The sequence below is a fragment of the Pseudomonas syringae group sp. J309-1 genome, assembly GCF_032582135.1.
Taxonomy (GTDB): domain Bacteria; phylum Pseudomonadota; class Gammaproteobacteria; order Pseudomonadales; family Pseudomonadaceae; genus Aquipseudomonas; species Aquipseudomonas quasicaspiana.
The window spans coordinates 17,159-42,802 of sequence record NZ_JAWHNU010000008.1; the positions used below are offsets into that span (position 1 = coordinate 17,159).

General features: G+C 53.7%; 20 protein-coding genes, 1 tRNA gene and 3 pseudogenes. 9 read left to right on the forward strand and 15 right to left on the reverse strand.

Annotated features, from left to right (window positions below):
- Positions 1–177: 177 nt before the first annotated feature.
- Positions 178–533 (reverse strand): annotated as a pseudogene (locus RX972_RS06545) (methyl-accepting chemotaxis protein); the annotation flags it as partial.
- Positions 534–607: 74 nt separating this feature from the next.
- Between RX972_RS06545 and RX972_RS06550 the strand changes: the two are divergent.
- Positions 608–1,535: pseudogene (locus RX972_RS06550) on the forward strand (helix-turn-helix domain-containing protein).
- Positions 1,536–1,613: 78 nt separating this feature from the next.
- On the opposite strand, the pseudogene RX972_RS06555 reads toward RX972_RS06550, so the two are convergent.
- Positions 1,614–1,911: pseudogene (locus RX972_RS06555) on the reverse strand (transposase); the annotation flags it as partial.
- A 148-nt stretch (positions 1,912–2,059) separates the two neighbouring features.
- Between RX972_RS06555 and RX972_RS06560 the strand changes: the two are divergent.
- Positions 2,060–2,136: transfer RNA gene (locus tag RX972_RS06560), tRNA-Pro, on the forward strand.
- A gap of 327 nt (positions 2,137–2,463) precedes the next feature.
- Here RX972_RS06560 and xerC read toward each other — a convergent pair.
- The 3 genes from xerC to RX972_RS06575 all read right to left on the reverse strand — a co-directional run bounded on the left by xerC (position 2,464) and on the right by RX972_RS06575 (position 6,876).
- The gene (xerC, locus tag RX972_RS06565; protein WP_316873472.1) at positions 2,464–3,867 is read right to left on the reverse strand and encodes a site-specific integrase; all 1,404 of its coding nucleotides are present in this window, start codon (positions 3,865–3,867) and stop codon (positions 2,464–2,466) included.
- A complete protein-coding gene (gene mobH / locus RX972_RS06570; RefSeq protein WP_316873474.1) occupies positions 3,864–5,759 on the reverse strand; it encodes a MobH family relaxase in 1,896 nt (631 codons plus the stop codon). The genes xerC and mobH overlap by 4 nt, the downstream gene beginning before the upstream one ends.
- Before the next feature lie 424 nt (positions 5,760–6,183).
- Positions 6,184–6,876 carry an SOS response-associated peptidase family protein gene (locus RX972_RS06575; protein ID WP_316873476.1) on the reverse strand — a complete coding sequence of 231 codons (693 nt, stop codon included), beginning with the start codon at positions 6,874–6,876 and terminating at the stop codon, positions 6,184–6,186.
- A gap of 113 nt (positions 6,877–6,989) precedes the next feature.
- On the opposite strand from RX972_RS06575, the gene RX972_RS06580 reads away from it, so the two are divergent.
- The 3 genes from RX972_RS06580 to RX972_RS06590 all read left to right on the forward strand — a co-directional run bounded on the left by RX972_RS06580 (position 6,990) and on the right by RX972_RS06590 (position 9,301).
- On the forward strand, positions 6,990–7,424 hold the full coding sequence (locus RX972_RS06580) for a LexA family protein (RefSeq protein WP_231672285.1): 435 nt from the start codon (positions 6,990–6,992) through the stop codon (positions 7,422–7,424).
- A complete protein-coding gene (gene umuC / locus RX972_RS06585; RefSeq protein WP_316873481.1) occupies positions 7,411–8,691 on the forward strand; it encodes a translesion error-prone DNA polymerase V subunit UmuC in 1,281 nt (426 codons plus the stop codon). The genes RX972_RS06580 and umuC overlap by 14 nt, the downstream gene beginning before the upstream one ends.
- A 220-nt stretch (positions 8,692–8,911) precedes the next feature.
- Positions 8,912–9,301: a DUF3742 family protein gene (locus RX972_RS06590; protein WP_316873482.1), complete on the forward strand. Its 390-nt coding sequence runs from the start codon at positions 8,912–8,914 to the stop codon at positions 9,299–9,301.
- A gap of 51 nt (positions 9,302–9,352) precedes the next feature.
- Here the strand turns inward: RX972_RS06590 and RX972_RS06595 are convergent, their stop codons facing one another.
- The 6 genes from RX972_RS06595 to RX972_RS06620 form a co-directional block, all read right to left on the reverse strand.
- Positions 9,353–10,891, reverse strand: a complete 1,539-nt coding sequence (locus RX972_RS06595; protein ID WP_316873484.1) for a conjugal transfer protein TraG N-terminal domain-containing protein — start codon at positions 10,889–10,891, stop codon at positions 9,353–9,355.
- Entirely contained in the window at positions 10,888–11,262 is a 375-nt protein-coding gene (locus RX972_RS06600) for a hypothetical protein (protein ID WP_316873486.1), read from the reverse strand. Before RX972_RS06600 ends, RX972_RS06595 begins: the two co-directional genes overlap by 4 nt.
- Before the next feature lie 2 nt (positions 11,263–11,264).
- Positions 11,265–12,653, reverse strand: a complete 1,389-nt coding sequence (locus RX972_RS06605) for an integrating conjugative element protein (protein WP_316873488.1) — start codon at positions 12,651–12,653, stop codon at positions 11,265–11,267.
- On the reverse strand, positions 12,653–13,591 hold the full coding sequence (locus RX972_RS06610) for a TIGR03756 family integrating conjugative element protein (protein WP_231672289.1): 939 nt from the start codon (positions 13,589–13,591) through the stop codon (positions 12,653–12,655). The genes RX972_RS06605 and RX972_RS06610 overlap by 1 nt, the downstream gene beginning before the upstream one ends.
- Complete coding sequence (locus RX972_RS06615) at positions 13,588–14,046, reverse strand: TIGR03757 family integrating conjugative element protein (protein WP_316873491.1); 459 nt, start codon at positions 14,044–14,046, stop codon at positions 13,588–13,590. Before RX972_RS06615 ends, RX972_RS06610 begins: the two co-directional genes overlap by 4 nt.
- A gap of 703 nt (positions 14,047–14,749) precedes the next feature.
- Positions 14,750–15,673, reverse strand: a complete 924-nt coding sequence (locus RX972_RS06620; protein WP_316873492.1) for a hypothetical protein — start codon at positions 15,671–15,673, stop codon at positions 14,750–14,752.
- A gap of 293 nt (positions 15,674–15,966) precedes the next feature.
- On the opposite strand from RX972_RS06620, the gene RX972_RS06625 reads away from it, so the two are divergent.
- The 3 genes from RX972_RS06625 (at position 15,967) to RX972_RS06635 (ending at position 17,472) form a co-directional block, all read left to right on the forward strand.
- On the forward strand, positions 15,967–16,446 hold the full coding sequence (locus tag RX972_RS06625; RefSeq protein ID WP_316873493.1) for a hypothetical protein: 480 nt from the start codon (positions 15,967–15,969) through the stop codon (positions 16,444–16,446).
- 53 nt (positions 16,447–16,499) lie between these two features.
- The gene (locus RX972_RS06630; protein ID WP_316873494.1) at positions 16,500–16,985 is read left to right on the forward strand and encodes a hypothetical protein; all 486 of its coding nucleotides are present in this window, start codon (positions 16,500–16,502) and stop codon (positions 16,983–16,985) included.
- A gap of 121 nt (positions 16,986–17,106) precedes the next feature.
- Positions 17,107–17,472: a hypothetical protein gene (locus RX972_RS06635; protein WP_316873496.1), complete on the forward strand. Its 366-nt coding sequence runs from the start codon at positions 17,107–17,109 to the stop codon at positions 17,470–17,472.
- A gap of 193 nt (positions 17,473–17,665) precedes the next feature.
- Here RX972_RS06635 and RX972_RS06640 read toward each other — a convergent pair whose 3' ends face one another.
- The 3 genes from RX972_RS06640 to RX972_RS06650 form a co-directional block, all read right to left on the reverse strand.
- Positions 17,666–19,285 carry a methyl-accepting chemotaxis protein gene (locus RX972_RS06640; RefSeq protein ID WP_316873497.1) on the reverse strand — a complete coding sequence of 540 codons (1,620 nt, stop codon included), beginning with the start codon at positions 19,283–19,285 and terminating at the stop codon, positions 17,666–17,668.
- 248 nt (positions 19,286–19,533) lie between these two features.
- Positions 19,534–21,111, reverse strand: coding sequence for a diguanylate cyclase (locus RX972_RS06645; protein WP_316873498.1), 1,578 nt, complete (start codon positions 21,109–21,111; stop codon positions 19,534–19,536).
- 67 nt (positions 21,112–21,178) lie between these two features.
- A complete protein-coding gene (locus RX972_RS06650) occupies positions 21,179–22,459 on the reverse strand; it encodes a DUF2254 domain-containing protein (protein ID WP_316873499.1) in 1,281 nt (426 codons plus the stop codon).
- A 218-nt stretch (positions 22,460–22,677) separates the two neighbouring features.
- Here RX972_RS06650 and nhaA point away from each other — a divergent pair, with 218 nt between their 5' ends.
- Positions 22,678–24,048, forward strand: a complete 1,371-nt coding sequence (nhaA, locus tag RX972_RS06655; protein ID WP_316873501.1) for a Na+/H+ antiporter NhaA — start codon at positions 22,678–22,680, stop codon at positions 24,046–24,048.
- Here the strand turns inward: nhaA and tnpC are convergent.
- Positions 24,045–25,607, reverse strand: a complete 1,563-nt coding sequence (gene tnpC, locus RX972_RS06660; protein ID WP_316873503.1) for an IS66 family transposase — start codon at positions 25,605–25,607, stop codon at positions 24,045–24,047. The two genes, nhaA and tnpC, sit on opposite strands and share 4 nt — an antisense overlap.
- Between the last annotated feature and the right edge of the window lie 37 nt (positions 25,608–25,644).

The following is a 25,644-nucleotide window of genomic DNA, read 5'->3' on the forward strand; positions in this document are numbered from 1 at the left end:
GATCCAACGATCACGCTCTCCTTATTTCTTGGACCGCGATTTGTGCTGCCGCTCCGGTCAGATAAGAGCGGCATTCTCTTGACACGTCGCCTCTGGAGTCGAATCAGCTAGGGAAATCTGCAGTCGCTCCCCAGCTTGCGCACTATCAACGATGGCAGTGCGAGCGCCGCCGACTCTGGACAAGCGGAAACGTCCGACGATATTGTTCAGGTCCAAAGCCAGAGTCGACAGTTCACGGCTTGCGTTACTGGTTTGCTGCGCGCCTGATGACGATTGCGCTGATAGATCTCGAATGTTCATAAGGTTGTGGTCCACTTCCCGTGCAACGTGTGCGCAGCGCTGGCGATGACCAGATTGAGGTCGTTGATCTCGCTTACCGCCGCGCTGACGACGGTAAGAGACTCATTGGCGCCCTCGGCGATACCTAGCGTTTCACTGGCCAGTTCAGTATTGCCACGCATCGAACCTACCGCCCGCTCTGTACCAGTCTGGGTGTCGGTCACCAGACGTTAGACTTCACTGGTTGATTGCTGAGCGCAGTCGAGCCACTGATGTGCGCCGTCCTCTCTGACAGCCAGGCAAGCGAGGTGAACAATTGCTGGAATCCATGTACTCAACCCTCGCGGTGGCCGCACCACAGCGCTTTGCTTACTGGAAGGAAGTGGTGTGTCGCCACTGCCTGCTTGCCGATAGCAAACCCGTAGCCCACAGCGATTTTGATGGGCAACTGGAGGTGCGCGGTTTTGGCATGCTGGACATCAGCACCCTGGCTGCGCCGCTTCATTACTGGGAACGTACGCCTCAGCATTTGCGCAAGGGGCCCAACGAAGACCTCTGGCTGGGATTCACCCGACGCGGTTACGGGCAACTGGAGCAAGGAGGAAGAAAGGCGACATTGGCGCCCGATGATCTATTTCTTTATGACGCAACCCAGACGTTCCGCTTCAGCCTGGGAGGCAGCGAGAATCATCTGGTGCGAATCCCGCGGAGCTTGTTAGCGGCGCGTGTGCCGAGCGTCGAGCGTCGAGCGGTGGACCGCGACGATGCTTGATGATCGTCGGCCTGGCGTCATGCCGCTGCGGCAAATGCTTCGAGCAGCGACCAGTATGCCCTTGGTGACACAAGACGCAGGCGTGGCCACTCGTTTTTCCCAAACCTTGCTTGATCTGCTGGTTCTTAGCTTGGAGCTACAGGACCTGCAAACGAGCCATGCCGAACTGGATCTTTATGGGCGGGTGATGAATTACATCAAGGCGCACTTGCAAGACACTGATTTGACGATAGAACGCATCGCTCAGGCGCATCATGTTTCTACCCGCACAGTGACACGGGCTTTCGCCCGTCATCAAAAAACACCGGCTTCGGTCATTTGGCTGGAGCGCCTGCACGCCAGTCGGGAGGCTATCGAGCGGGGGCAAGTGCGCAGCATTTCACAGGCGGCGCTGGATTTTGGCTTCACTGTTTTTTCCCATTTCAGCCATGCATTCCGCAAAGCTTTCGGGGTCACTCCGCTAGAGATCCTGAATCGACGCTGAAAGAGAAGGTGATTTGCTACAGGTAGATTAAGTTGGGTAAGGCCTTTCCAAACCTCGCTATACTGGCCTGAGAGACAGATCGCTCCAGTTGACCTCTCGTTGCCGGGTACGCCTCTTTTCCGGCTGGCATCCGGCCTTGATGACGCTGGTGTCCACGGCAAAACTTTCACCCTTGAACAGAGCCGCGTCCATGCGGTGACGCAGCACCTCGTTGAACAGCCATCGAAAAAGCGAGCTGTTACGAAAATGACCCTGGAGGTTCTTGGAAAATGCAGAGTGATTGGGGGAATTCATTTTCGAGGCCGAATCGGCAGAACCAGCGATACCCCAAGTCCAGTGAGCCTCTTGTGAGTTCGGGATCAATCGACGGGGCGCCCGATTGGGCTTTTAACCAATTGGTCGTAGGTTCGAATCCCACACGACCCACCATTTTTGGTTTCAAGGTTCACCTTGAAACCGAATCTTAAAGATCTGATGCCACTCGTATCAGGTCGCAGGCAGCTAGTTGAGGTGCCTTGATTTACCGGGGTATAGCGCAGTCCGGTAGCGCGCCTGCTTTGGGAGCAGGATGTCAGGAGTTCGAATCCCCTTACCCCGACCAAACACTGTTGTGGCTGTATCTTTAGGACCCTGATGGGTGTTCATGTCTCAGTTGAGGCAGGCTTTACCGTATGAGGGGTCTTATACCCAAACAAGCAGCCGTCTGTCGCGAAACATAGCGCCAGCAAGCTGTGATGTCAAATTGGAGCGCCCCGTACCGAGCTGATGCTTGTGTGCGGGGCGTTTTTTTTTGTCAAAAAAAGCTGTGCTGCGCGTATATCGGCCCATTTGAAGCAGTCATTAGGCCTGACAACTAGATAATCGGCAGCACGATGCATCTGCTGATAATGGCAGATTGACTATTTTTACAAATCTCTAACGCAGATGTTTAGCCTGACTTGCCGATCCATCCGGCTAGTTCCAGCATTTCAGGGCGTAGATGCCGAGCATCTTGACTTGGGACAGGTCTGTCCTGGATCACTGGTTCAGCACCAGTTCCTGCGCCTGCAATGTTGTTCTGTACCCACCTGGTGAGTTCCCCCAAGCTTCTCAGCAGATCTTCCGGACTGGAGCAGCCTAACGGTAACTGGTTGGCTGCGGTGTCGCGGTCACTAAAGGGCGAGTGCCTATCGTCGTGGCTCTCTGTCCTGGTATCTGGAGTGGTTGATGGACTGATGGTCGAGATCTGTGCAAGCTTTGTGCGGGGCTTGGCCAAGGCTCGGCCAGCTAAGCTATCGGCTTCTGTAGTGGTTTCGCGAGTCGTAGTTAACGGAGTCAAGTCCTTGACTGGAGCAGATATTGATCGGTGTCTATCAGCACGCAGCGTCGCATCCGGTTTTGCCATGTAGCTGATCTTGGCCGGCCGCTTTCCTCGCTCATTCATCACCTCCCGCATCATGTCGTAGTCGGGTTCGATGTAATCCATCGTGGTAGCTATATTCGAGTGGTTCAGCAATTTCTTGGTCAGATATATGTTGCGTTCCGGGAGCGTCATAAGATCACTGGCAATCGTGTGCCGGAAACGGTGAGGCGTCATTCGTATCCCTGTCATCGCAGTGAGTTTTTTGTACATCGCCTCGACTTGATTGGAGTCCATCTCATGGCGCCGGTAGTGGCCTGAAAATCTGTTCACGTTGAACAGCTGGTCACCAGGCTGGAATCTCAAGGCCTTCGCTGCGTGCATGAGGGTTTCAAGCTGAGCCATCAGGCCGTCCGGGATCGGAATCAGGAACTCACGATGAGTCTTCTCTGTTTCGCCTCTGACTCTGATCAGCCGATCGCGCAGGTAAACGTCCGCATATCTCAGGCACAGCAGCGCGTTGAGCCTGATTCCCGTGTAGTAGAACGTTTCGAACACGCTCAGCCAAAACCAGGCAGGTGTAATTTCTGTCCGTTTTGCGGTGGCACGCTCCTCCGCAGCCAACATCATTAGCCAGTTACGAGCGCGGACGCTAGCGTCATTCGCGACTGTCTTTTTTGGGCGCTTGGGCGGTATCACCCGCGTGTTTTTGAGTGGGTTAGCAACCAGATCCAACAAACCGTGCTCGATTGCATAGCCGTAGATGGTGCGCAAATGGCTGGAGTAAGTGTTCCAGCTGCGCTTGGATATCCGCTCGAGCTCAGATCTGCGCCAATCAAGCATGTCGCGGTGGGTGGTCTCACAGGCAAGGCAGTCGCCGAAGAATCTGACGTAGGAATTTGTGGCAGCCCAGTAGATCTTGACGGTGTCGGGCCTCAGGTCATGAGTGAGAATGTATTCCTGCGTCAGTTCCTTAAGAGTCATCGGTTTCATTCAGATGTATCCTTGTCTACCAATTCTGCCAAGCTGATGACTGGGTTGTCATAGGGCACCTCGCTGAAGACGTCGGTAGGCTCTATGAGCAGATAGCCCCGCAGTTGCTTGCTTTTTCGTGGTCCTTTGACCAAGCATGTCCAGATATTCAAGCCTGCGGCAGTCTTACGATGTTTTTTCAGCTTCTCAAAAGATCGCTGAACCACCTGCCAAGCTTCAAGATCACGTTCTTTCGCCTCTCGCTCTATATCTGGATGCTCAAGTGCATATCGTTTGAATATGTCCGGGCTCACCAGGAACGCTGTGCTATCTACGGTATGCACTCGGGCCTTGGCGTCGTTGATGATGATCCTGTGAGAGATCACGCCTCCCTTCAACCAAGTGAGAAAGTTCACACCGTGATTTGAGCTACCTTCAGGCGAAACTTTTGCTGGCTCCTCGACTAGGGCGGTGTCTTTCATTGTTTTTTCACCCTCAAGCTGTCGAGGTTGGCTAAGACGGGGAGATGCCGGAGTAGGGGGCAAAAAGGGAATCTGATCACCATCGTCCACCGACTCAGGCATCGGTTGAGTCGGTGCTGTCGCTACCGGATCGGGGAACAGGTCGAGCAGCTCGTCCAGCGCATCAAAATCTTTTGCTGCAGCAGGTGCCTGCTTAGGTGCATGAGGGGGCGGGGCTGTAGGTGTTTGTGTGTTTCTCGCGGATTCAGATTCGTCTCCCCCAGCAGGCAGGGGCTCGTTGTCATCCGTTATCGCTGCAGATTCCACGGTCAGTGTTCCGCTATACGCATCTGGCCTATCAGTTGTGTTCGGCCAGATCAGTGCCGGAGCTATTTTCAGTACCGTGAACGTGTTCTTCCAGCCGCGACCATTGTCGATGCTGGCCTTCCAAATAGCTTTCCCGTCTCCGTTCGGCTGAATGATCGCTTGATCCTGGAGAAGGTTAAACATTGGGGCGTTGGAGGTGGGGATATGTTCGATACCTTGGGAGAGCAGATGAGCTCGGAGCTGATCTACGGCTGGCTTGCTTACAAGCCACAAGCCGTCCTGAGTCAGCCATCCGTCCGAGGGACCATCGGGCTGGTTTAACTTGAACTTCTCGGAGACTAGCATCCTCAAGCCTTCAGCCAGCTGTCGTTGGATGGATTGTTTGGGCGCCGACATAGCCCGGCCAGGATTGCCTCCGAGTTCCTGTGCCACGGAAGCCTGGTCAGCTTGGGAGACAATTTCACCAAGGATATCGGCATGCTCATACTGGCCAGCGAACGCGAACACGAGTTGAGACCAGAGCTCGGGAAACCCGCTGAGCCAGTCCAGCGCCTTCGCCGGAATCACATTGGAGTAGATCAGCGACGACGCGGCTCCATGTAACCGGTAGTCTCGACCTTTCAAGTACTTGAATCGGTATGGCTGATTCAGAGGCCCGTGCCATGGATGCCAGGTAGTGCCATCTGCGAGTTCAATCTTGACGTCTACCGCAATTTTGCCCAGGTCGTGGACAAGCGCACCATAGGCCGATGCTGCAGACCATGCTTCTGACTGGGCAGCCTGTGATTCGGGCGGAGCTCCAATTGGGAGCAGATACATTTGTCGAATTTTCAGTGCGTAGGCGACGATTTCGAGACCGTGATCCAGCATGCCACCGTGATATGCGTGGTGATGATTCTCAGAGGCAGGGAGATGCTGCACTAAGGCTGCGTAGCTCTTGAATGCCTGCATGTAAAGCGTATCAAACTGGTCTCGGGGCAGAGAGGTCCGCTGCCAGATGTTCTCAATCAACTGACGCCGACGGGAAGTAGAAAGCAGCGCGTCGGGCGACTCTGGTTTGATAAAGCCAACAGCGGCACTGGACGATATCGGAGACGTTTTTCTTCGCTTGAAGAAACTGAGCATTTAGGCACCCATGATGAAGTCATTGGTGGGCCTTTTGCTCTATATGGCTCAGCGTGACAAGTCGAAACCTATATCCGTCCTCGAAAGGTTATCGGCATAAACTGCCATCTGATGTGTGGGATCCAAACATCCTCAGCGACCGGATGTTGCCATGCCTGCCGAGATAAATGTAGTCTCCAAGTTGAGTAAGATCCTATGTAAAATCACATTCCTATGGAGGCCCGCTTTTCGACCCCTTTCGGCGTCCTTTTCCGGCGGACTCGCCGGCCTTTTCGGGTAAGGCACTTACCCTTATTCCCCATTCCATTCACACCCTTCGCTTTGCCATTTGCTTCAGCCCATTTCGCCCCTTTTGATGCGGACGACCTCTGGCAGACGACAATGGACCGCCGCTGTGCAAATCGAAGTCAAGGACGTGGGGCAGTCAATGCTTAACAGGCTGGATGAGCTCCGGTCCTTGATTCCGCACGTTCCCGACTGCGCGATCTACCGTGAACCATTCAAAATCGTCAACAATCCTACAGTGCTCTTTTGCCAACGCTTCTGCTTTCTGCGGTGTAGTTTCGAGATCAAGCCATGCCCGCGCATCTTCTGCCGTCAGTACCACAGGGCGACGATCATGAATGTCCAACATTCCCGAATCGCTCGCTGACGTAATGATGACGAACCCGTCACCATCATGCGGCTCAAGCCCCCTGTGCACCTGGGCCAGCGCCGCGAAGAACATGGGCTTTTTACTCTTAAGGCGGATGAAGTAGGGCTGCTTCTTCTTGGGGTCACCTGCCTCCTTAACCCATTCAAACCAGCCGTTCGCTGGTGCAACTGCCCGTCCGTTAGGCCATAGCTCCTTGAAGAACTTTCCCGTCATCACGGTTTCGACTCGCGCGTTGATTGGTGCTGGTCGTTTGCCTTTTGCCCAGAAAGGCTCCCACCCCCACCGAACCTTGTCGACACTCAGGCCTTCCTCGGTGGGACGGATGATCTCAACCCGAGTGCTAGGAGCTACGTTGTAGCGCTCGATGGGCCGGAGGTCGTACCCATTGATCAGGAGCTGCTCTGGGGCAAGTTCTTTGAGGTAGTGGTCCATGGATTCGTAGATCGAGTAGCGTCCGCACATGATTTCACCTCTAATGTCACTCGTCGAAAATGCCTTTCAGTAGGATTGACCGCGCGCAGGCCAAAGAGTTAACTGTATATCCATACAGCTAACTTTATCGAAAGGTCTTGCTCATGAGCGTAGTCATCATTGGTCCGTTGTCTGAAGGTGGGATCAAGCTACCGCTGTACTCATTTCAGGTGCCAGCTGGGTTTGCTTCTCCCGCTGTCGATTACATCGAGAAGCACGTGTCTCTGGACGAAATGGCCGAGGTACGGGCACCGCATGTGTATCTGGCGAAAATTCTCGGAGACAGCATGATTGGGGCAGGTATTTTTGATAAGGATTTGATCGTCGTCGACCGCAGTCGCACTGCCGAGCATGGTGAGATCGTCGTAGCAGCGCTCAATAATTCGGAACCGATTTGCAAGCGGCTTTTCATGATGGATGGGGTTGTCAAACTTCAATCCGAAAATAGTGCCTACCCGTCCAAGCACATCCTTGAGGGTGACAACCTCGTCATCTGGGGCGTAGTGAACTACAGCATGCGCCGTCATGGAAAAGCATGAGACTGTCTTCGCGCTTATCGATTGCAACTGCTTCTATGCCAGCTGCGAGCGTGTTTTTCGTCCAGACCTGGAGAAAACGCCCATCGTGGTACTCAGCAATAACGACGGTTGCGTCATCGCCCGTAGCTACGACGCCAAGCCATTTGTGAAAATGGGGGCTCCGTATTTTCAGATCAAAGAGGTGCTGCGCCGCAACGGCATTAAGGTGTTCAGCAGCAACTATGCGCTTTATGGCGATATGAGCGAGCGTGTCATGTCGATCATCGAGTCGATGGTGCCAGCCTCCGAGGTCTACAGCATCGATGAGGCGTTTGCTGACCTCACCGGTATCCCTGGAGATCTCACAGCGTTCGGTCGACGCATCCGGGCGACCATTCTCAAATGCACTGGCATTCCTGTAGGTGTTGGCATCGGTCCTACGAAAACGCTCGCCAAGCTGGCCAACCACACTGCAAAGCGACTGTTATCCCATACAGGCGGTGTTGTAGACATTTGCGACGTGCATAACCGCAACTGGGTACTGCGTAATACGGCGGTCTCAGAGGTCTGGGGGGTAGGGAAGAAGATGAATGCCCACCTGGAGGCGATGAGCATCCGCACCGCGATGGACCTTGCGACGGCCGACCCGCGTACTCTGCGCGACCGGTTCAGCGTTGTGATTGAAAAGACTGCACGTGAACTGGCAGGTACTTCCTGCTTGGAGCTGGGCGAAGCTGCACCACCCAAGCAGGAGATCTGTTGCAGCCGAATGTTCGGAAAACGGCTAACAACCATTCAGCCTATCAAAGAGGCGGTGGCCACCTACACTCAGCGTGCTGCCGAGAAGCTCCGTTCTCAAAACTCACTGTGCAAGAAGATCCGCGTCAGCATCCGTACCGGCATGTTCAATCCGGAGGAAGCCAAGTACGCCAATGGCGCTTTGGTTGAATTGCCATACCCCACTAACGATGTGCGCCTTATGACCAGGGCGGCGACGGAGGCAGTGAATCGTTTGTTTCGACCGGGGTTCAAGTACAGCAAGGCTGAGGTTCTGTTGCTGGACCTGCGACAGCCTGGCGAATTTACGGATGACATGTTCGCAGCTTCGCAGCCAGCATCTTCAGAGAAGGTGATGGGAGTCCTGGACGAGATCAACACACGCTGGGGCAGAGGGACTTTACGATCTGGGAGTGTTCCTTCCAATCCAGAGTGGGCTATGCGTCGCGAGCTGATGAGTCAGAGTTATACAACCAGGCTCGATCAGTTGTGGGAGGTAAAAAGTCTGTAGGAGCTCTCTAAGTGTAAGGATCTAGGCGCGAGTGCACTTGGATTTCTGGGACAGCATTTCATTCGAAAACACTGTCGAACCGAAGCGCTAAATGGTTTGAAACAAATGGCCGGCTGTTCGTCGGAAGGTTGATTTCTAAGATAAAGTCGGTTGAATATATGACGGCATAGGTCTATAAATGATGTCAGAACGACATGTTTGATTGAGTCACGAGGTGGCTATGAGCACAGTTAGAGTACAAGGCAGCGCTGCAATTCGGATCGGGCAGGGCCTGGGCCGCGGTGTAGCTGCAGTTTTGCGCTTGGAAGAAGCTTTGTGGTCATCGCTGAGCCGTGTCGGTATGCCTGGACTGATTGTGACCGCTGTTAAGTGGAGTGCTCGAGTGGCTTTCTTCGGTGCTGGAGCGTTGCTCGCAACTTGGGGCTTGCTACAGCTTCTGGGATTGCTCGCCATAATCGCGATCGGAATCGGTGTCTTTAGCAGTCCTTCGATTCAGCAAGGTTCGCAGAGCGTCGATTTCGACTTGGATGCCAACAAGGCAACGAAGATCGAAGTCCGTGAAGGTCTGGACGGTTACGGGACTTATGTCGGTAGCCATCGGGTCGAATAAAAGCACCAGGTAGCTGTTTGAACCCAGCACCTGGCACATTTACGTGGTTAATCAGATCTTCCCTTTGGCTGCTGACACAGCCAACTGGCCTCCTTTCCCTCCAGCTTCTTGAGCCGCGCTAGTGCCTGTAGCCAATCCGCTCATCAAGCTTCCTAGTTTCGCACCACTCCAGCCCAACGCGACTATCCAAAAGCTGGGTAGAACGATGAACATCGCCCCCATCACGAAGTCCAGCAGCAAATCTCCTTGCGCATTGCTGGCTCCAAATACCGGGTCAAAGTTAGTGTGAGGAACGTTGCTGCCGATCCCATTGCCGTAGAGGGCATCGAGAATCGTACTGTCCACCCAGCGTGCGAGCTGGAACCAAAAGTCAACGAAGATTAAGGCAAATGCTGCGAAAGTCACCGTCATCACGACTTTCAAATCGAACGACCCGATCACCAGCACAAACGGAATGCAAATGATGAGAGCCATCTTCAGGAAGGCCATCACCATGGGCGCTGCTTGCCTAACACTGTCCATGGCTGGATACATCACAAGAGATCCTGCTGCCTGGCCAGCTGTAGCTGCAAGGCGTGTGAAGTCATTTAGCACAGAGCCACCGACTTGACCGCCATAGTCTGAATAAACCTGTCCCTGGGTCAGTTGCTGTTTCCTCGGAGAAACCAGATCGCGAATGACCGAATCACTGACCTCGGTCTGGGTCATGAACTTTGCCCACTGAGCAAGTTTGGTCAGCAGATCTGGGCTGACTTGCTCCAGCAGCCTGGCTCTCAGGCCGATGCTCCCATCAGACCACCATTGCGTGCATGTAGGAAAGCCACCACCGCCCGTGGTTTTCGGCAAGCCCGCATCGCGAGTTGAGTCATATGGCCATTTGGTTCTAGGGGTATGCGACCTGAACCCAGAGAATCCGTCGCTGTAATAGCCTGATGTCTGCAGAAAGAATTTAGAGCCGATCCAGTTGACGTCGTTGAGCTGATCATCGCTCAGGGTAGGCTGGGTCATAAACAGTTTTGCCCGGGCTCGTGCGTAGCAATCGTTCGTGAAGTCAGCGACCTCTTGAGCAAGCAGCGGATCGTTGATGCGAGCTTTGTTGACGTCCATCCTGACCTGTTGCAAATCCACGCCGCAGGGAATAGCAGCTACTGAGGCTGCGGTTGCTGCTTTTGACATTGCGTGCACGAGGAGCCACCAAACAGGCACTGTTGCACTTTTGCCATTCAGCGTGCTGAAAGAGGTTTCCCAGCCAGTATCAGCCGGATTCGAGATTGAATACTGGCATTGCTCGGAACGACTTCGGTCAAACTGGATGGTATCGATGCTGACCGTGACTAAAGGCATGCATGCAAGGATGATCACAAGGATTGCCGTGTAGAATCGATTCTCGACTCGTGCCAGGGAGAGGACGCCCTTATTGCCCTCATCAGCGCCCTCGGAACGGGCCCTGAGCCATTCGCTGATGACAATAGCGGCGAACGGGGCCGCGAACAGTCCGCTGTCCTCAATCATGTTCCAGATGCCGCTGTTGATGATCCACCCGACGAGGGTCAGGTAGTACTCAAGGTAGTCATTCGTGTGCAAAATCATGGCAGATCCACTCCTGCTGCAGAGGCCGCGCGACGGCATTCGAACAGAAGAACGACAAAGATGGCCATGACTTCGCATCGCCTCAGTCCAGAGGGAAATGGAGTCGTGGGTGAAGCCTGTCGTTTAAGCGCACACCTGAGCCTGTACCACCCAAATCCTATCGCTGCATAGAGCGATAGCCGCCAGGCCAGCATGAAACCGTAGTGCGCTTTTTGCCATTCGATGAATCGCTCAATATCTCCAAAATAATGAGCGATTGTCGTCATAAAAACTGTTGCTAGAACGATGGTCAGCACTATCGGCCAGGTCAACGACAGCAATGCTGTGGCGCTCCTGCGTAACCACCCCTTTGTGACCGGTGAAGAGCTCATGGTCAGTTACCTTTCGTGGGGTTCTGCAGCTGCTCGAGGCGATCTGGCATAGGGTCACCTTGGAAAATGCCTTTGGAACTGTCTTTCCTGCTTTGAGCGCGTTGTAAAATCGCAGTAGGGGAGTTGCTGGCGAGGTTGCGGCGCATCTCCAATTCGGTCTTTAGATTGTCAATTTCCTGTTGCAGGCTGCTGTTTTGCTGACTGATAGCATTCAAAGCCACATCGTTTGCTGCGATGTTCGGCTCTCTGCTGCCGGTAAACATTGTGCGTTGAAGCAGCAATGCCTTACCGAGAATTTCAGATAACGCGACTTCTGAGGCAAGACGTTTAGCGAGAATGTCTTGGTCATGCTCAGTGCGAAGCGCTTCGACCACGCCGCGTGTCACGGGAAGTGAGTCACTACTTGCGGCAGTCAGGTTTTCTGTGGTGAGTGATTTGCTGCCTGAAATCAATTCCTGAAGCGCTTTCAGCTTGGAATCATAGGACTCCTGTATGAGCGGAGTAAGACCTACGCCGGCCGTAGAGGTAGTTTGCGTACAACCCTCACAGGTGCGCTGTTGCTGTTCGCCCAAGACACGATTTGCAAACGTTGTCGCCTCTTGTGGTGAAGACCAGGTAGAGCACACCATACCGTTGTTACAGCTCGTGGGACTGATAGGTGCAGTCTCTGCAGCGGCTCGGCCGTTGAGGAGGTTGTATCCAGCGCGAGTGACATCGGCGACGACTTTGATAGGTTGTTGCCCGGACCCGCCAGCCTTATTCCCGCTTACCCAAGTGATACCATCATTACCGCCTTGTTTTTCGACCTGCGCAACCGCTGATACGGCATCCGTGTTACCGCTTTTGACTGCCTGACTCATAGCCTGGCCTTCGGCAATTTTGTTCCAACCCATCTGGCCCCCAGCGACGTCTAGCATCTTGTCTGCGATTGCTCGGCAAGTTCCTTTGGAGCGATCAAAGTCCAAGCGACCTTGCAAAATACCGTTGGTGAGCAAGTTGTATAAGGCTGGGTTGGCTCGCTGAATTATTAGCCCAGGGAGTGATGACACAGCAGAGGTGGCATTTGTCAGCATTGATCCCATGATCGTCTGGAATCCGGAAGTAGCGCCGTTCAACTGATTCTGAAGAGTGTTCGTCATGCTCATGTTTCCGCAGACCAAATTGCTGTTCCAGCCCCCGCCGATGCTTATGCTGTCCATGTTGCCTGCACTGCCCATGGTCACGGCGTTTCCACCTCCGACGCTGTAAAGCACATCATCTCCAATCACACTGCCGGACGAGCTGACATTTATTCCAGGAGTGGCAGCCAAGGCACTGTTGATAAGTAGAAAGCTCAAAATCGCGAAAGGTAGAATGACGGCGCGGCGCATGCTTGAAATCCTCTTGATCATCATTGAAAGTCCGTACTGCCAAGAAAGGTTTGTCCTTCCCGCTTGCAGCAGGAATAGGGTCGCCACAGCGCCCAGGCGTAGGCACCGTCGGTTGCTTGCACGCGGGGTAGGAAGTTTGGGAATACCGCACAGCTCTGACTGAGGGTGGGAGTGAGCTCTTGCCACTTACCAGTAGTCGCATCAGTCTCGATCAATTGCCCTGCTGGCCAGTAGCCTGGCTTAGGCAGTGCGAGGAGAGATTGATAGACGTGGACCTGTCCGCTGCGAGTGACCACGTCGCCAACACGCTGCGCGATAACGGCTGCTGCTTTGTAGTCGTCGGCTTGATGGATGAAACCGCTGCGTGGATAGACGCTACCCCACATATCACCTGAAAACAGACCGCCCACTTCCCGTCGTCCAGGAATGAGAGCTTCGGGATATACGGATTCGGGAACGCCATAACGCCAGGCAACCGTATCTAATGTGCTTAGAAGGTATGGCATATAGGGAGTGGCCGCGCCTGCGCAGGCATAGCCCGAGGCGCTGGCAAATTGGCTAAACGTTGCTCCGCCCGGATGACCTATGACGTCAGCGTTTTTGAATTTAGCCAGGCTATTTTCATTATTGTGGTTCGTGGTTTCGTCACCGCCGTCTTGTGCAAAAGATGTTGGTGAGCTCATTGATGAGACTTCTACCCATGGGTTTCCCCCGGTATTTGAGTAGCTGGAGATGACTGCGTCAGGAACAAAATGACGAACCTTGGTCGACGTCTTGACTTGGCATCCGTATGGAGTACAGAAAAGCCAGTAGCAGATGCCGACCACTTTGTATTCGAGACAATCAGGCGACAAGGTCGAAGCGACTATCGTGGCGGATGTCACCGTGCCGGCGGCTGCTGGACCGATAGAGATCGAAAGTGCCAATGCCGCCCACGCTGGAGGCTTGCGCTGATTCATGGGCGCGCAACTCCTTTGCCGGGCTCGTTGCGTTCTCGCCATTGGGCAATGCGCTGCTCAGCCTCGACGACGTCTGTTTCTCCGTAAACAACAAACTTGCGGTCGACCACCACCGCCGGAATATTCGTCACCCCGACGCTCCAGGCGTCTACAAGGTTTTGTTGAGCGATGACCAGGTCTCTTTGCAAGCGCTGCGCGTCTTTGGTTAGGAGGCGCTTTTGTATTATCGCTAAAGCTTGCTGCGGATCAGCCGGCAGTCCTTCTGAGAGCTTGGCTTCAAGCCTTTCTGTTTCGTCCAACAGAATCAGCCGAACTCGCGCCTGAGGTTCAACAGGATGGTTGCGGTCTGTCACAACCCAGGTTTCCGCGTTGGCAAAAGGGGCTAGAGCAGCCGTGAGCAGAATTAGAAGGGCCTGGCGCTGATTGGGTCTCAAGCAGGGGTTGGGCTGTGGCATGGGGCAGTACCTGATGGGAGTGTCAGGTATAGAAGACGAGATTGCAGAGCTGCCGTCAGTAGCAAACCGTTATCGGTATTGTTGGGGGTTGATAACTTCACCATAACGGGAATTGAGCCTGCTACGGTTGCTAAAACTCCTACTGACAAAGGGAGGCGGGTGATAGTGGGTCTATGGAAAGCCCATAACAGTAGGATTTTCCTAATGTCGAGAACCTCGGAACACCGGGACCAAAGCCACGTCCGGCATTGGTTCTGTTTATTTCCGATGAAGACCATGCCGTCCTTGTGGCGTATGGCACCAGCCAGAGAACAGACAGACTCTACCCTGGCGAATTTGTCCTTGATCCAAGCGATCCGGGGTTCTCTCTTTCTGGCCTGACTTGCCGGACGAAGTTCGATTTGAGCAGAACGGTGCAGCTGCCCTTCGATTCATACTGGTTTGGCCCTGTGCCTGGCCCGTACGTAAGTTCCCCGCTGCCCAAGATGGGCACACTGCATATTACATAGCCAAGCTGCCAACGATGCATGGGCCCTGGTCTCCTGACCAGATAGATTGGGCGCCACACTGGCGCCCTTGTCCATCACCATCTCTACGAACAACGCAAATCGGGCCGGTATCCGTACTGGGCTTTCGCGAGGACGCTGACCTCGGCAGTGGCTAGGTCCATGGACACTGGTTGCCCGCTCATCAGTTGCTATCATCAACCCTTAGGGGTTATGTCCGCCAATGTGCCGGAATGCCTTTGAACATAAGGGCTCACCCTTTCCCAGTCCTTTACGATTGCAACATGCCCTCTCTTTTCAATGTACTCCAACCAAGCCTCGAAGTAGTTACCGCTCAATGTATCCCCGTGAAGGGCCTGGTACGCCTGTTCGCACGCGATGATCGCATCACGGACTGCATCTGCTCGATCCCTGGTGATTTGTAATTTGCATTCATCATCAAGCTCGTCTGTAGGGAGTGTCACCATTTGGCTCAGCTTGAAATTGATTTGCACTAATCTTTCAGAGAACGAGGGGTGGAATCCTGCGCCATTGTTGCTTTCAGGAAGCGATCGGATGATCCAGAACAGAATGAAGACGACATAACGACGGATAGCAGTATCATCCATAACCTCCTTGTACATACGCTGAATCACCCTATAGATGGCACCTGCAGCACACAGATCAGCATCGTGCTCTAAAGCGCGCAGCACATAGAATTCTTTGCCCAGCTCGTCCTCAACCTGCTGGTGCGCACGAAACACGTGGGTATACTCATGAGCAAGCACCCACGCCAGACCTAACTGAGCTACCAGATTAGAGCCCATCACATAGGGCGCATCGCGGCCTAGCACTTCATTAGCTTGGGGCCAATTGGAATTCAGGCAGTGATCGATCATTCCTTGCGTCACCACGATGACACCCCATGGCAATGCTTCGGCTCCGACCCTGATAGTCGTCTGAACGAGTAGATCTGGCACCGCTACTGGGGTTCTGAAAGTCTGCCTCATCAACTCTAATGTTGCTTGCGCCATGTAGAACATATCGTCAATTGCGTTGCGCCTGCCAAAATCCCCAACCATTTCGAGGTACTCGCTGACTGTAATTTTGCGCGACTCATCTATGTCTATGAAGTTTTTCATGTGCATCCTCATGGTCAGACGATTCAGGGGGCGATAGATAAAACGGGAAAATTGTACGCTAGCTGATGGAATAGGTAGATTCAGCGTATGCCTGGACCGTGGAAGAGTTGTAAACCCGTGAGCTGAATCAATAACGGCGAGCGGCTGTGCCATTTTCCGAGTTGAGCCTTGAACGGAGTCTGTTTGGGCTGGTAACGCAGATGCGCCAGCCACGCAGGAACAACTCCAAGCGATGCTGACGGAGGCTGGTGGTATAGGCCAGTGGCATCCAAAATAGTAGGAAGGAAAAGTGAATGGAACGGATTCTTGCAATAACGCTCGCATTTTCGGTGCTTGCCAATATCGCGCTTGCGGCCGAGGTGGTGCGGCCAGAACTAAAGCCTGTGACGAACCTTCACGATAGTAAGGGCATTCATGAAGACCTGATCGCATCACAGGAGCTAATTGCTTTGGGCTGCATGGGTAAACTGAATATTGCACCTACGGCATCAGGGCGTTATGACTCTGCCTCACTGGTAAAAATCCAAGAATGTGCAGACAACGAGGGTACTGATCTGGCCGCGAAAATACTTGCGGAATACAAACAAGGTGAAATTGAGAAGGCCCGAATTCCGACCTACATGGTCCATTACGCGGTGATTTTTGCAAAAGAAAACAATCCCGAAGCTCAGAAAATGGCAACAACTGATCTGATTAAAGCTGCGCGAGGCAGGGTAAAAAGCAATACCCCATCACGGCTGAGTAAGAAGGAAAACGTCCATGCAAGACAATGAAATGGTAGGGCAAAAGAATGGGTGATTGGGAACGAACGTTCGGAGAGACCGGGATGGGCGACGGTTTCAACGACTCATTCGGGCAAGACCCGCATAGATGGACAAAGCGCACCGTTACGATGCATTTCGAAACCGCAGAGGAGGCGAAGCAGTGGGCAAGGGAGCATCCCGGCCAAGCCATCGTGCGTAGCCCAGAAGGTTCCGGATTCATCGCCCGTGTCATTTTGATGGAGAACCAGTACTCGGGTGACAGCTATCTGGAGTGCGAGAAAGAAGAGTATTTCGCGGCTGCCAAGGATCATCGTATCCGGAAAGAGGCCGTCGACCATGCTGGCAAATGCATGGGCCTATGGACCAACGACAAGGCGTATTGGCTTTATGACAACGGGTACAAGGAGCTGCTGCTTCAGCTGTACCAGGAAAGCCTGGAGCGCCTGAGAACACGGCTGTTTGACCATAAGACCGAGAACGAGATAGGCGATCGACTCAACGCATTGCTGCCAACACCGTTCCCGGACAATTACTACCCGGTTCGCTGAGTGCGGTTAACCTATGACTTCAAAGTAAACGGGGGCGACAAAAAAGGCGTCCTGTCTAGTTAGTCACGAGTCTGTTGAGTTCACCGTCGTCCGGTAGCTCAGTAATCAAGGATATGTCGCTGTGAGTGCGCTTCGTAAAGCGGGAGACTTCCCCAACAAATCGGTTGTGGAGTACGCGACCATCAAAGTTGAGATTCCGCACAGGTTGGTCCCGATCAATCTGCGCAACGAGCACTACGAAGACGAAGACCTTGTAAAAGATCTTTCCGTCTCACCGACCGGACGTCTCAGTTACAAAACGCTGTACTTGGACAGCAAAGATTTGGCCGAACAGCTTGCGGAGAGACTTGCAGATCTGTTCAAGAGCAGGCCTTACCGCGACCATTACTCGCTGGCAGTGTCCGTTGAGCGCACCACCATGACGGTGACGGCAACCAAGGTAAGCGTACGGGCATCCCCCCTTTTCCGAACACCTGAGTCAGGCTGAATATTGAGCCTAATCGTGTGCGCTTTGCCAATTCAGTCATTTTGGACGTTTAACGCAGGGAACAACCATTACGCTTGAGGCAATCCCGATTTATCGGAATTGCCGCGTAATCAGAAAATTTAAGCATTTCGGGCACGTTGCTTTCAGTGCCTGGCTAGTCTGAGGTTAGCCCTCAGCTTCCCTAAAGCCTTTGTCATACCACAAATCGGTTAACCAACTGATTCAGGTTAACCGCCAGTTTTGACATTTCACCGCATGCACTTGCTGTCTGGCTGGCACCCGCAGCGTTTTGCGCTGCTAACTCGCGGATACTGACCAGATTGCGATCAACCTCGCGGGCTACATGCGATTGTTCTTCAGAGGCGGTCGCGATCATGAGGTTACGTTCATTGATCTGAACAATGGCCGTGGCTATCTGATCCAGCGAGGTACTGGCTTCCTGGGCGACGCCAAGCGATTCGGTCGCAAGGTCTCGGCTCGTGTTCATTGCCTTCACGGCCAGATCAGAATCGTTCTGGATGGCAGCGATCATCTGCTCGATTTCCTGGGTCGACACTTGAGTGCGATGGGCCAAAGCTCTTACTTCGTCCGCAACCACCGCAAACCCACGACCTTGCTCGCCTGCGCGTGCTGCCTCAATGGCTGCGTTCAAAGCCAACAGGTTGGTTTGTTCTGCAATTGCCCGAATCACCTCGACCACTTTAGTGATGCTCTGGGCACGATCTGACAACCCTTGAATCTGCTCGCTGGTGTTTTCAACGTTACCGTTCAGCGTTTGAATTGACTTTAACGTCTGAGCCACTCGCGCCAAACCAACCTCGGTATACCCTTGGGTACGCTTCGACTCTTCAGAAGCTGACTCCGCGTTACGTGCGACCTCGTCAACTGCCGCGCTCATTTCTGTGACCGCTGTGGCTGCTTGATTGACCTCGTCATTCTGGGCGACAAGACCACGACTCGACTCCTCAGTAACCGCTGTCATCTCTTCTGAAGCAGAGGCCAGTTGGGTGGACGAATCGGAGATCTGCATTATCGTGTTGCGCAGGTTTGTCTGCATCTGCGCAAGTGCTTTCAACAATCGCCCTGCTTCATCAGTACCGCTGACCAATACCTCCTTGGAGAGGTCACTGGCCGCAATACGCTCCGCGACGGACAATGCATCGTTAATCGGAGAGGTAATACTTTTCGTCAGCAGTAATGCCAAGCCAATCGTCAAAATGACTACGCCCGTTATAAGGCCAACGACAAGCCACAGGCCGTTGTTGTAGAGATCGGTTGCGGTTTGCCCAGCCTGCGCTGCGCCCTGGTTGTTGAATTTGGTCAAGTCATTGATCTGCTGTTCCATCGCATTCGTGAGCGGGCGGATACCTGTACTCACCAGATTGGCCGCTGTGGCTATGTCACCTTGTCTCATCAAAGGTTCGAGAATATCCAGTTGTTTGGAATAAGCATCGGCGCTGTTTTTTACTGGAGTGTAAAACGAGCGCTCTTTATCGCTCGCTATCAGTGGCTCATAGCCCGCCACCGCATCGGTGAACGCCTTACGATAGCCAGCGAAGCTTTCAATGTTCTTTTGAATGGATTGAGGGTCAGCAATGCCTCGCTGGGTTTCGAGCCTAAGGCGAAGGGTAGTGATATTCATCAGCGCCGTTTGGCGGATGCTGACCATCCAATTGAGTTCGACGTCTTTTTCGGCATCCCTTAGCTTGCCCATTTGGAGGACTGCGAATATGCCCAGCACAAAAACCAGAATGATGATTGAAGTGAAAAACAGGGCAGCTCGTGGAGCTAAATTGAGATTTCTAAGGCGCATGCTAGATTCCTGCTTTCCAATGATGGTTGACATATTCAAAAGGCTATCGACCCAAAATTGGAAACTTTAAGCTTTTCGTCAAGAGGCGATGTGGCCGCTAGACGGCTGTCAAAACCTGGCATGCAGATTCAAAGGCCACGAAGCAGCTTGAATGATCAGGCCAGCGGCACAAAAGGCCTACCCCCATCTCAACTGGGTTGCATGGCAATGGGATGAAGAAGGCGAGACGGGCAGCAAGTCGGCCATAATCAACATTGGCTTGTGCCTAGAACGGGCTGGCATGTGAACTGCTTTCTGATGGTGTCGGCCATTGCTCGTCCCTCGACGCAGTTGCGACCTCTGGTTTTGGCACAGTAAAGCAGTCGATCTGCTTCCTTAAGGGCGGCTGTATAACCCTCCTTCTCCGGTGCGTTGATCGCCACCACGCCGGAACTGATTGTTACGTTCCCCACTGGACTGCCGGAGTGCTCTATAAGTGCGTTTTCAATGCCTAACCTGACTTTTTCGGCAACGCTCAAAGCACCCGCTAAATCTGTTTCAGCTAGCAGGATCACGAACTCCTCACCGCCATACCGTGCCGCTAGATCGCCAGCCCGGTTGATGCAGCTGCCTATGATCCCTGCCACTTGGCGCAGGCAGTCGTCCCCTCGCAGATGGCCGTAGCAGTCGTTGTATTGCTTGAACCAGTCGATATCCAACAAAATGATGGCGATGACCGAGTTATTTCGAGACGCTCGTCCCCACTCTTTTTGCAACGTAGCGTCGAAGCAACGTCGATTGGCCAGATGCGTCAGACTGTCGGTCTGAGCGATGACCTCAAGCTCGGTTTGAGCAATACTCAACTTGTTTTCGGCAATGATCAGGTGCTGGATTTGCCTGTACAAACACATACCCAGCAAAACCAAGGCCAAAGTGATCATGCCTACCAGCGCCATGGATCGATACGCATAGGCCCACCAGGGGGCGAATACATGCTGGCAGGACACGCCAGCAGCAGCGACGATGGGCAACCCAGAAACCCGCCGATAGGCATAAATCCTTTCCACACCATCCACTACAGACTTGATCACAGCGGTACCGCTATCGCTGTATGGCAGGTAACTGGTGAAAATATCCCCTTTTGCCACATTGGTCGTCATGAGTGCGGTTAACGTCGGTCGACGAGCCAGCAGGTCGCCATTGTTCAGCGCAAGGAAAATAACGCCCTTGTCGTCCACATCCATACGCTTGAAGAATGATTGGAAATAGGCAACGGGCACAGTCGCTAATGCCACACCTGCAAATGTACCGTCGGCAGCATTAATGCGCCGACTGATAGGGATAACCATCTCTCCCGTAATGCGACTCTCGACAATAGAACCAACGTGGATGGACTCATCGTCGTTATCGCGGTGATACGCGAAGTACGCGCGGTCGCTGTTGTTTTTCACCTGTATACCTTGGGAAAAGGAGTTGGCGACCCAGTTGCCTTGGGCATCGTAGATGAAAAGCCCCTGGATGCCGTCCACATTCACCACATCCTGAGCCATCAGTTTCGCCAGTCGAGCTTGCTGAGCCCCCTCTGCACCATCGTGCTCCACGCGCTCCACGAGATCACGCAGCGTATTATCAGCTTGTCGTACCGTATCCTGAGCTTGCTGCTCGGCGGCAAGAACGATGTTTGAAACCGCAATTTTGGCGGTAGCTACGCGCTCACGCTTGGACTGGTTCATCTGCCAGGCTGTAGCCAAAATCAACGAGAGACACACCAGAGCAATGAAGCCAAGCAGTGCTTTGGTGAGCACGGAAGGCGCGAGTCTGGTGGAGGTGAGGTAAAAAGGCTTCATAGAAGGCGTCATCAAATTGGCTTGTGAACACTCTATGCAGCTTTCGTACCTGTGCCCGTGAGGCTGGCTAGCTGCACAGCAACGTGTCTGCAAGCGCCCTTAGCTTTTGCTTTTCCTCGTCCAAAACCAAGGCGCCGCCTGACCTTCTCAACAGGAGATTCGCGTGCTTCAAGCAAACGGCTTTGAACAAAGCGGGGTTGATCTGAGCAAGGCTGATCAAAGCTTTCATCACGCGCAGATCCAACTCGATGATTGCTGCGCCATCTCTGGCTATCGGCGCAAAGAAGTCATCGAACAAGTCGTCGACATCCAAGCCATGCAGAAAAACCCGCCCGCAGCTTTTTTCATGTTCTGGGGCAACTGGCTGTGGCTTACCCCACGCAGTCAAGCTACGTACGCCTCGCCCGATGACATCAATGGCCGTGCCGGGGTCATTCACTGCGGGAGACAGCGCGCGGGATGCTATTTCCGACAGCACTGAAAGTCCAAAGCGGGGGTCGTGTTCGAAGGTTCTCCGGATGCCTATTGTCAGCGTAGCGAGTACCTTCTCCGACGGCTCGCTAGTGACCTCGACAGAATCATTGGCCAGCGGTACGAGATAGGCCAGTGGCATCCCCATATGGACGAAACTACCGGGGAGAATATCCACGAATATTTTGAGGTTTCCGGCCTCCGCTACCTCGCTCAGTGCCTGAACATCGATATGCTGTACATATCCAGTCGATTCACTGGTAACGATCTGAGAGCAGATTGGCACAGTCCACCCCTTTGGGAAAGCGACTCCGCCCAGATATGGCCACCGTACTCTATGATCGATTGCATCAATGGCCGCTTTCTCCACTAGATCAATCGTCTCGCCCATTCGCCCCAGTTTTGAAAGGTGATCAATCCAGCGCAGAAGCGTGTAAACGATGAGGATGACCACCACCATGGTCGCTGCGAACAGGAGCACCCGCCCTTGGGCGCCATAGACTCCGGTGCTCAACGCGATGATGCCTACCAGGCTAAATAGAAATGAGCCGATGAACGTCGCGAGCGCGTTTTGTGTTGTCGTGTCCTCCATTACCAACGTCGTCGCACGCGGTGTTACGCCACTGCTGGCCGCGCCGTACGCTGTCACCATAGTGCTTAGCGAAAAGGTGGTCACTGCAAGCATGCTGGAGGCAATGATGCTCAGAATCTTGTCAACGGCATCTGCACCTATACGGGCCGACAGAGAAAATGGAATCGAGTCCTTGAGCAAGATTGATATCAAGGCGGTCGCTACGCCCAGCAGTGAAAACAAGGTAGCCCTGAGCCAGAGCTTCTTTGTGAGTTGCGCCAGTATCCAACGCCATCGAGCGATCATAGCCTTACCTTTTTGGACAACTGCCTAGGAAGCAAACGGAATCATCCTCTGATCACCTAGACTGATTGAGTTCGTTCAACAACAGAAGGTTCAGCGCATAGGCGCCGAACATTGCATCTGCGCACCGAGCTTTCTATGATCGCCCTGGGTGCGCCATTGCATAAAGCGATGCGCAGGTTAAAAGCAAACGCTGGTCGGGCCGCCAGTGGAGTTCTACTGTGGCCAGCAAAAAACCAGCATCTTCACCTATTCCTCGCCCTCAAGTTTTAACCGAACGTGCGCTTTCAGCGCTGGAGCGGTTCTCCCATATCGAAGCGGTCAGCGGCATTGCGCTTTTGTTGGCTGCTATCGTCGCTCTCATTTGGGCCAATAGTGCGATAGCAGGGTCTTATGAGCATTTCTGGAACGCCGAGCTGACCATAGGTGTTGGGCACTTCACTATTTCACGGTCGCTGCATTTTCTGGTCAACGATGGATTGATGACTGTGTTCTTCCTCGTCGTGGGCGCGGAGATACGTCAAGAGATAAGTGACGGTGCGCTTTCCAGCTTCAAGCTCGCTACGTTACCTATTGGTGCTGCGCTGGGTGGTGTGGTCGTACCTGCGCTGATCTATACGTTGCTCAATTTCGGCACCCCTGCCTCCAGCGGGTGGGCTGTGCCTACGGCGACGGACATTGCCTTTGCCGTGGGCGTGCTTGCTCTCTTGGGTAAATCGATTCCCGGCTCCGTGAGAGTCCTCCTACTTGCGCTGGCGATCATTGATGACATCGTTGCAATACTGATCATCGCTGTTTTCTACACAGCCAACCTGGATTACCTGGGGTTGGTCATTGCAGCAGCAGGGTTGCTGATCGTGCTGATATTTCAACGCATGGGTATTAGCAAAGCTTACGTCTATGTCATACCTGGAGCGATTGTATGGTTTGGGCTCTTAAAGACCGGCGTTCATCCAACGCTTGCCGGTGTTGTTCTAGGGCTAATGACGCCTGTCAATTCCAAGCCCTTGCGTGAACGACCTCTGGATACGATTGGGCGTACATTTCAGGAACTGATGGAGCGCTTCTCGCACGCAGAGCAGAGCCCAAAGGCAGTAGCTAAACCACTGAAACAATTGCGCCATGCAGAGCGAGAAATGTTATCTCCTGTGCAGAGAGTGCAATTGGGGCTGCACCCATGGGTCGCCTACGGCGTCATGCCGCTATTCGCGCTGGCCAATGCCGGTGTCAGTCTAAAGGGTATCAATCTGGACGATACGGTGGCGCAAGGTGTGCTTATTGGGGTGACGACGGCGTTGGTACTTGGCAAGCCGCTGGGGGTGATGATCGCCAGTTTTATGCTGATAAAGCTCAAAATCTGTGAACTGCCTGATGGGGTCAAATGGGAGGGCGTCGCGTTGGTAGGGCTGCTGGCAGGTATAGGCTTCACCATGTCTATTTTCATTTCCGGCCTTGCGTTTGACGATCCTGGTTTACTCGCGGCGGCTAAATTAAGTGTACTTGCCGCTTCGTCCTTGGCTGCGATGCTCGGTTTGGTTTGGGGGAAATCCAAGTTCCGCTCATTTGCCGGTAGACCAGCCGCAGGACTCTAATTGCCTATTTTGTGAAAGCCCCTCCACACGTGCGGTAGCAACTGATCGACTTCACTTGCCCGCTGCGTTGGCAGGCGTGTTAGCACGTCCTTCAAGTAAGCATATGGATCATGACCATTAATCCGCGCAGACTGGATCAAACTCATGATCGCCGCCGCTCGCTTTCCGCTGCGTAGTGACCCTGCAAAGAGCCAGTTCTTGCGTCCAAGAGCCCATGGCCGGATCTGGTTCTCTGCCCAATTATTATCAATGGGTACGGCCCCGTCATCGAGGTAGCGCGACAGCGCCACCCAGCGTTTCAGGCTGTAATCGAGTGCTTTGCTGATGGCTGATCCTTCGGGCACAAGATCGCGCTGGGCGCTCATCCAGGCATGCAGCATGTCCATTACCGGAACGGCTTTTTCTAGCCGTATTCGGTGCCGTAAATCCGGCTCCAAATCGCGGACTTCGCTCTCGATTTCGTACAACAATTGGATATAGCGCAGGGCTTGCTCGGCGAGCGTGCTTTTATTCGTCGCATGCAACTCGAAGAACTTACGCCGTGCATGTGCCATGCATCCGATCTCGGTCACACCTAGCTCGAAGCTGGCTTTGTAGCCGCCAAAGTCATCACACACCAACTTACCCCTCCAGTCTTTCAGGAAGTTGCGAGCATGCTCACCGGAGCGGCTGGGGCTAAAGTCGTAAACCACTGCTGCCAAATCCGAGAATTGGCTGGTAGCGTAAGCCCACATATAAGAACGGTGGGTTTTCTTCGAGCCCGGAACGAGCATCTGCACCGGTGTTTCATCGGCGTGGATCACCTGCTGCCCAAGCACTACGTCGCGCAGCGCGTCGACCAGCGGCTGCAACTGAGCCCCAGTCACGCCAACCCATTGAGCCAATGTTGAACGTGGAATCGCCAAGCCTGCTCGACCGAAGATCGATTCCTGACGGTAAAGCGGCAGATGGTCAGCGAACTTGGCAATCATGACGTGAGCCAGCAGTCCAGCGGTTGGGATGCCCTTGTCGATGACCTGAGCCGGAACCGGTGCCTGAATGAGGGTTTCACAGTCATCGCAGACCCATTTGCCACGCACATGACGCTCGACGGTGAACACGCCTGGTGTGTAATCAAGCTTCTCACTGACGTCTTCACCGATGCGCTTGAGTGCACAGCCGCATGGGCAGCGAGTGTTGTTCGGTTCGTGATGGATCAGTGTGCGTGGAAACTCAGCCGGTAATGCAGTGCGCTTGGGTTTCTGCTTTTTCTCGGTCGCCGCTGGCACTGTCTGCAAGGCCTGAAGCTCTGCTTCAATCGCTGCGATATCGGTATCGATCAGGTCATCGAGCAAACTGGCCTGCTCAGGATTCATCTGCTCGCTGCGCTTGGCAAATTTCAAGCGCTTGAGCTGGGCGATCTCGTGAGTCAGCTTCTCGATCACCGTCTGATCGCGGTTGATCTTCTTGCCCAGCGTGTCGACCTGGTGGTCGAGCGTCTCGATACGCTGCATCAACTGCGCCGCCAAGACGCGCAGTTGTTCAGGGGTCAGGTGATCGAAATTGGGTAGCGAAGTCATGGGGCAATTTTGCCAGAGCAGGCAATTCGCGACGATA

Excerpts from the sequence above, each read along its gene's own strand:
- xerC (WP_316873472.1), bottom strand. The coding sequence starts at position 3,867 with ATGAAACCGATGACTCTTAAGGAACTGACGCAGGAATACATTCTCACT.
- mobH (WP_316873474.1), bottom strand. The coding sequence starts at position 5,759 with ATGCTCAGTTTCTTCAAGCGAAGAAAAACGTCTCCGATATCGTCCAGT.
- RX972_RS06575 (WP_316873476.1), bottom strand. The coding sequence starts at position 6,876 with ATGTGCGGACGCTACTCGATCTACGAATCCATGGACCACTACCTCAAA.
- RX972_RS06580 (WP_231672285.1), top strand. The coding sequence starts at position 6,990 with ATGAGCGTAGTCATCATTGGTCCGTTGTCTGAAGGTGGGATCAAGCTA.
- umuC (WP_316873481.1), top strand. The coding sequence starts at position 7,411 with ATGGAAAAGCATGAGACTGTCTTCGCGCTTATCGATTGCAACTGCTTC.
- RX972_RS06590 (WP_316873482.1), top strand. The coding sequence starts at position 8,912 with ATGAGCACAGTTAGAGTACAAGGCAGCGCTGCAATTCGGATCGGGCAG.
- RX972_RS06595 (WP_316873484.1), bottom strand. The coding sequence starts at position 10,891 with ATGATTTTGCACACGAATGACTACCTTGAGTACTACCTGACCCTCGTC.
- RX972_RS06600 (WP_316873486.1), bottom strand. The coding sequence starts at position 11,262 with ATGAGCTCTTCACCGGTCACAAAGGGGTGGTTACGCAGGAGCGCCACA.
- RX972_RS06605 (WP_316873488.1), bottom strand. The coding sequence starts at position 12,653 with ATGATCAAGAGGATTTCAAGCATGCGCCGCGCCGTCATTCTACCTTTC.
- RX972_RS06610 (WP_231672289.1), bottom strand. The coding sequence starts at position 13,591 with ATGAATCAGCGCAAGCCTCCAGCGTGGGCGGCATTGGCACTTTCGATC.
- RX972_RS06615 (WP_316873491.1), bottom strand. The coding sequence starts at position 14,046 with ATGCCACAGCCCAACCCCTGCTTGAGACCCAATCAGCGCCAGGCCCTT.
- RX972_RS06620 (WP_316873492.1), bottom strand. The coding sequence starts at position 15,673 with ATGAAAAACTTCATAGACATAGATGAGTCGCGCAAAATTACAGTCAGC.
- RX972_RS06625 (WP_316873493.1), top strand. The coding sequence starts at position 15,967 with ATGGAACGGATTCTTGCAATAACGCTCGCATTTTCGGTGCTTGCCAAT.
- RX972_RS06630 (WP_316873494.1), top strand. The coding sequence starts at position 16,500 with ATGGGCGACGGTTTCAACGACTCATTCGGGCAAGACCCGCATAGATGG.
- RX972_RS06640 (WP_316873497.1), bottom strand. The coding sequence starts at position 19,285 with ATGCGCCTTAGAAATCTCAATTTAGCTCCACGAGCTGCCCTGTTTTTC.
- RX972_RS06645 (WP_316873498.1), bottom strand. The coding sequence starts at position 21,111 with ATGAAGCCTTTTTACCTCACCTCCACCAGACTCGCGCCTTCCGTGCTC.
- RX972_RS06650 (WP_316873499.1), bottom strand. The coding sequence starts at position 22,459 with ATGATCGCTCGATGGCGTTGGATACTGGCGCAACTCACAAAGAAGCTC.
- tnpC (WP_316873503.1), bottom strand. The coding sequence starts at position 25,607 with ATGACTTCGCTACCCAATTTCGATCACCTGACCCCTGAACAACTGCGC.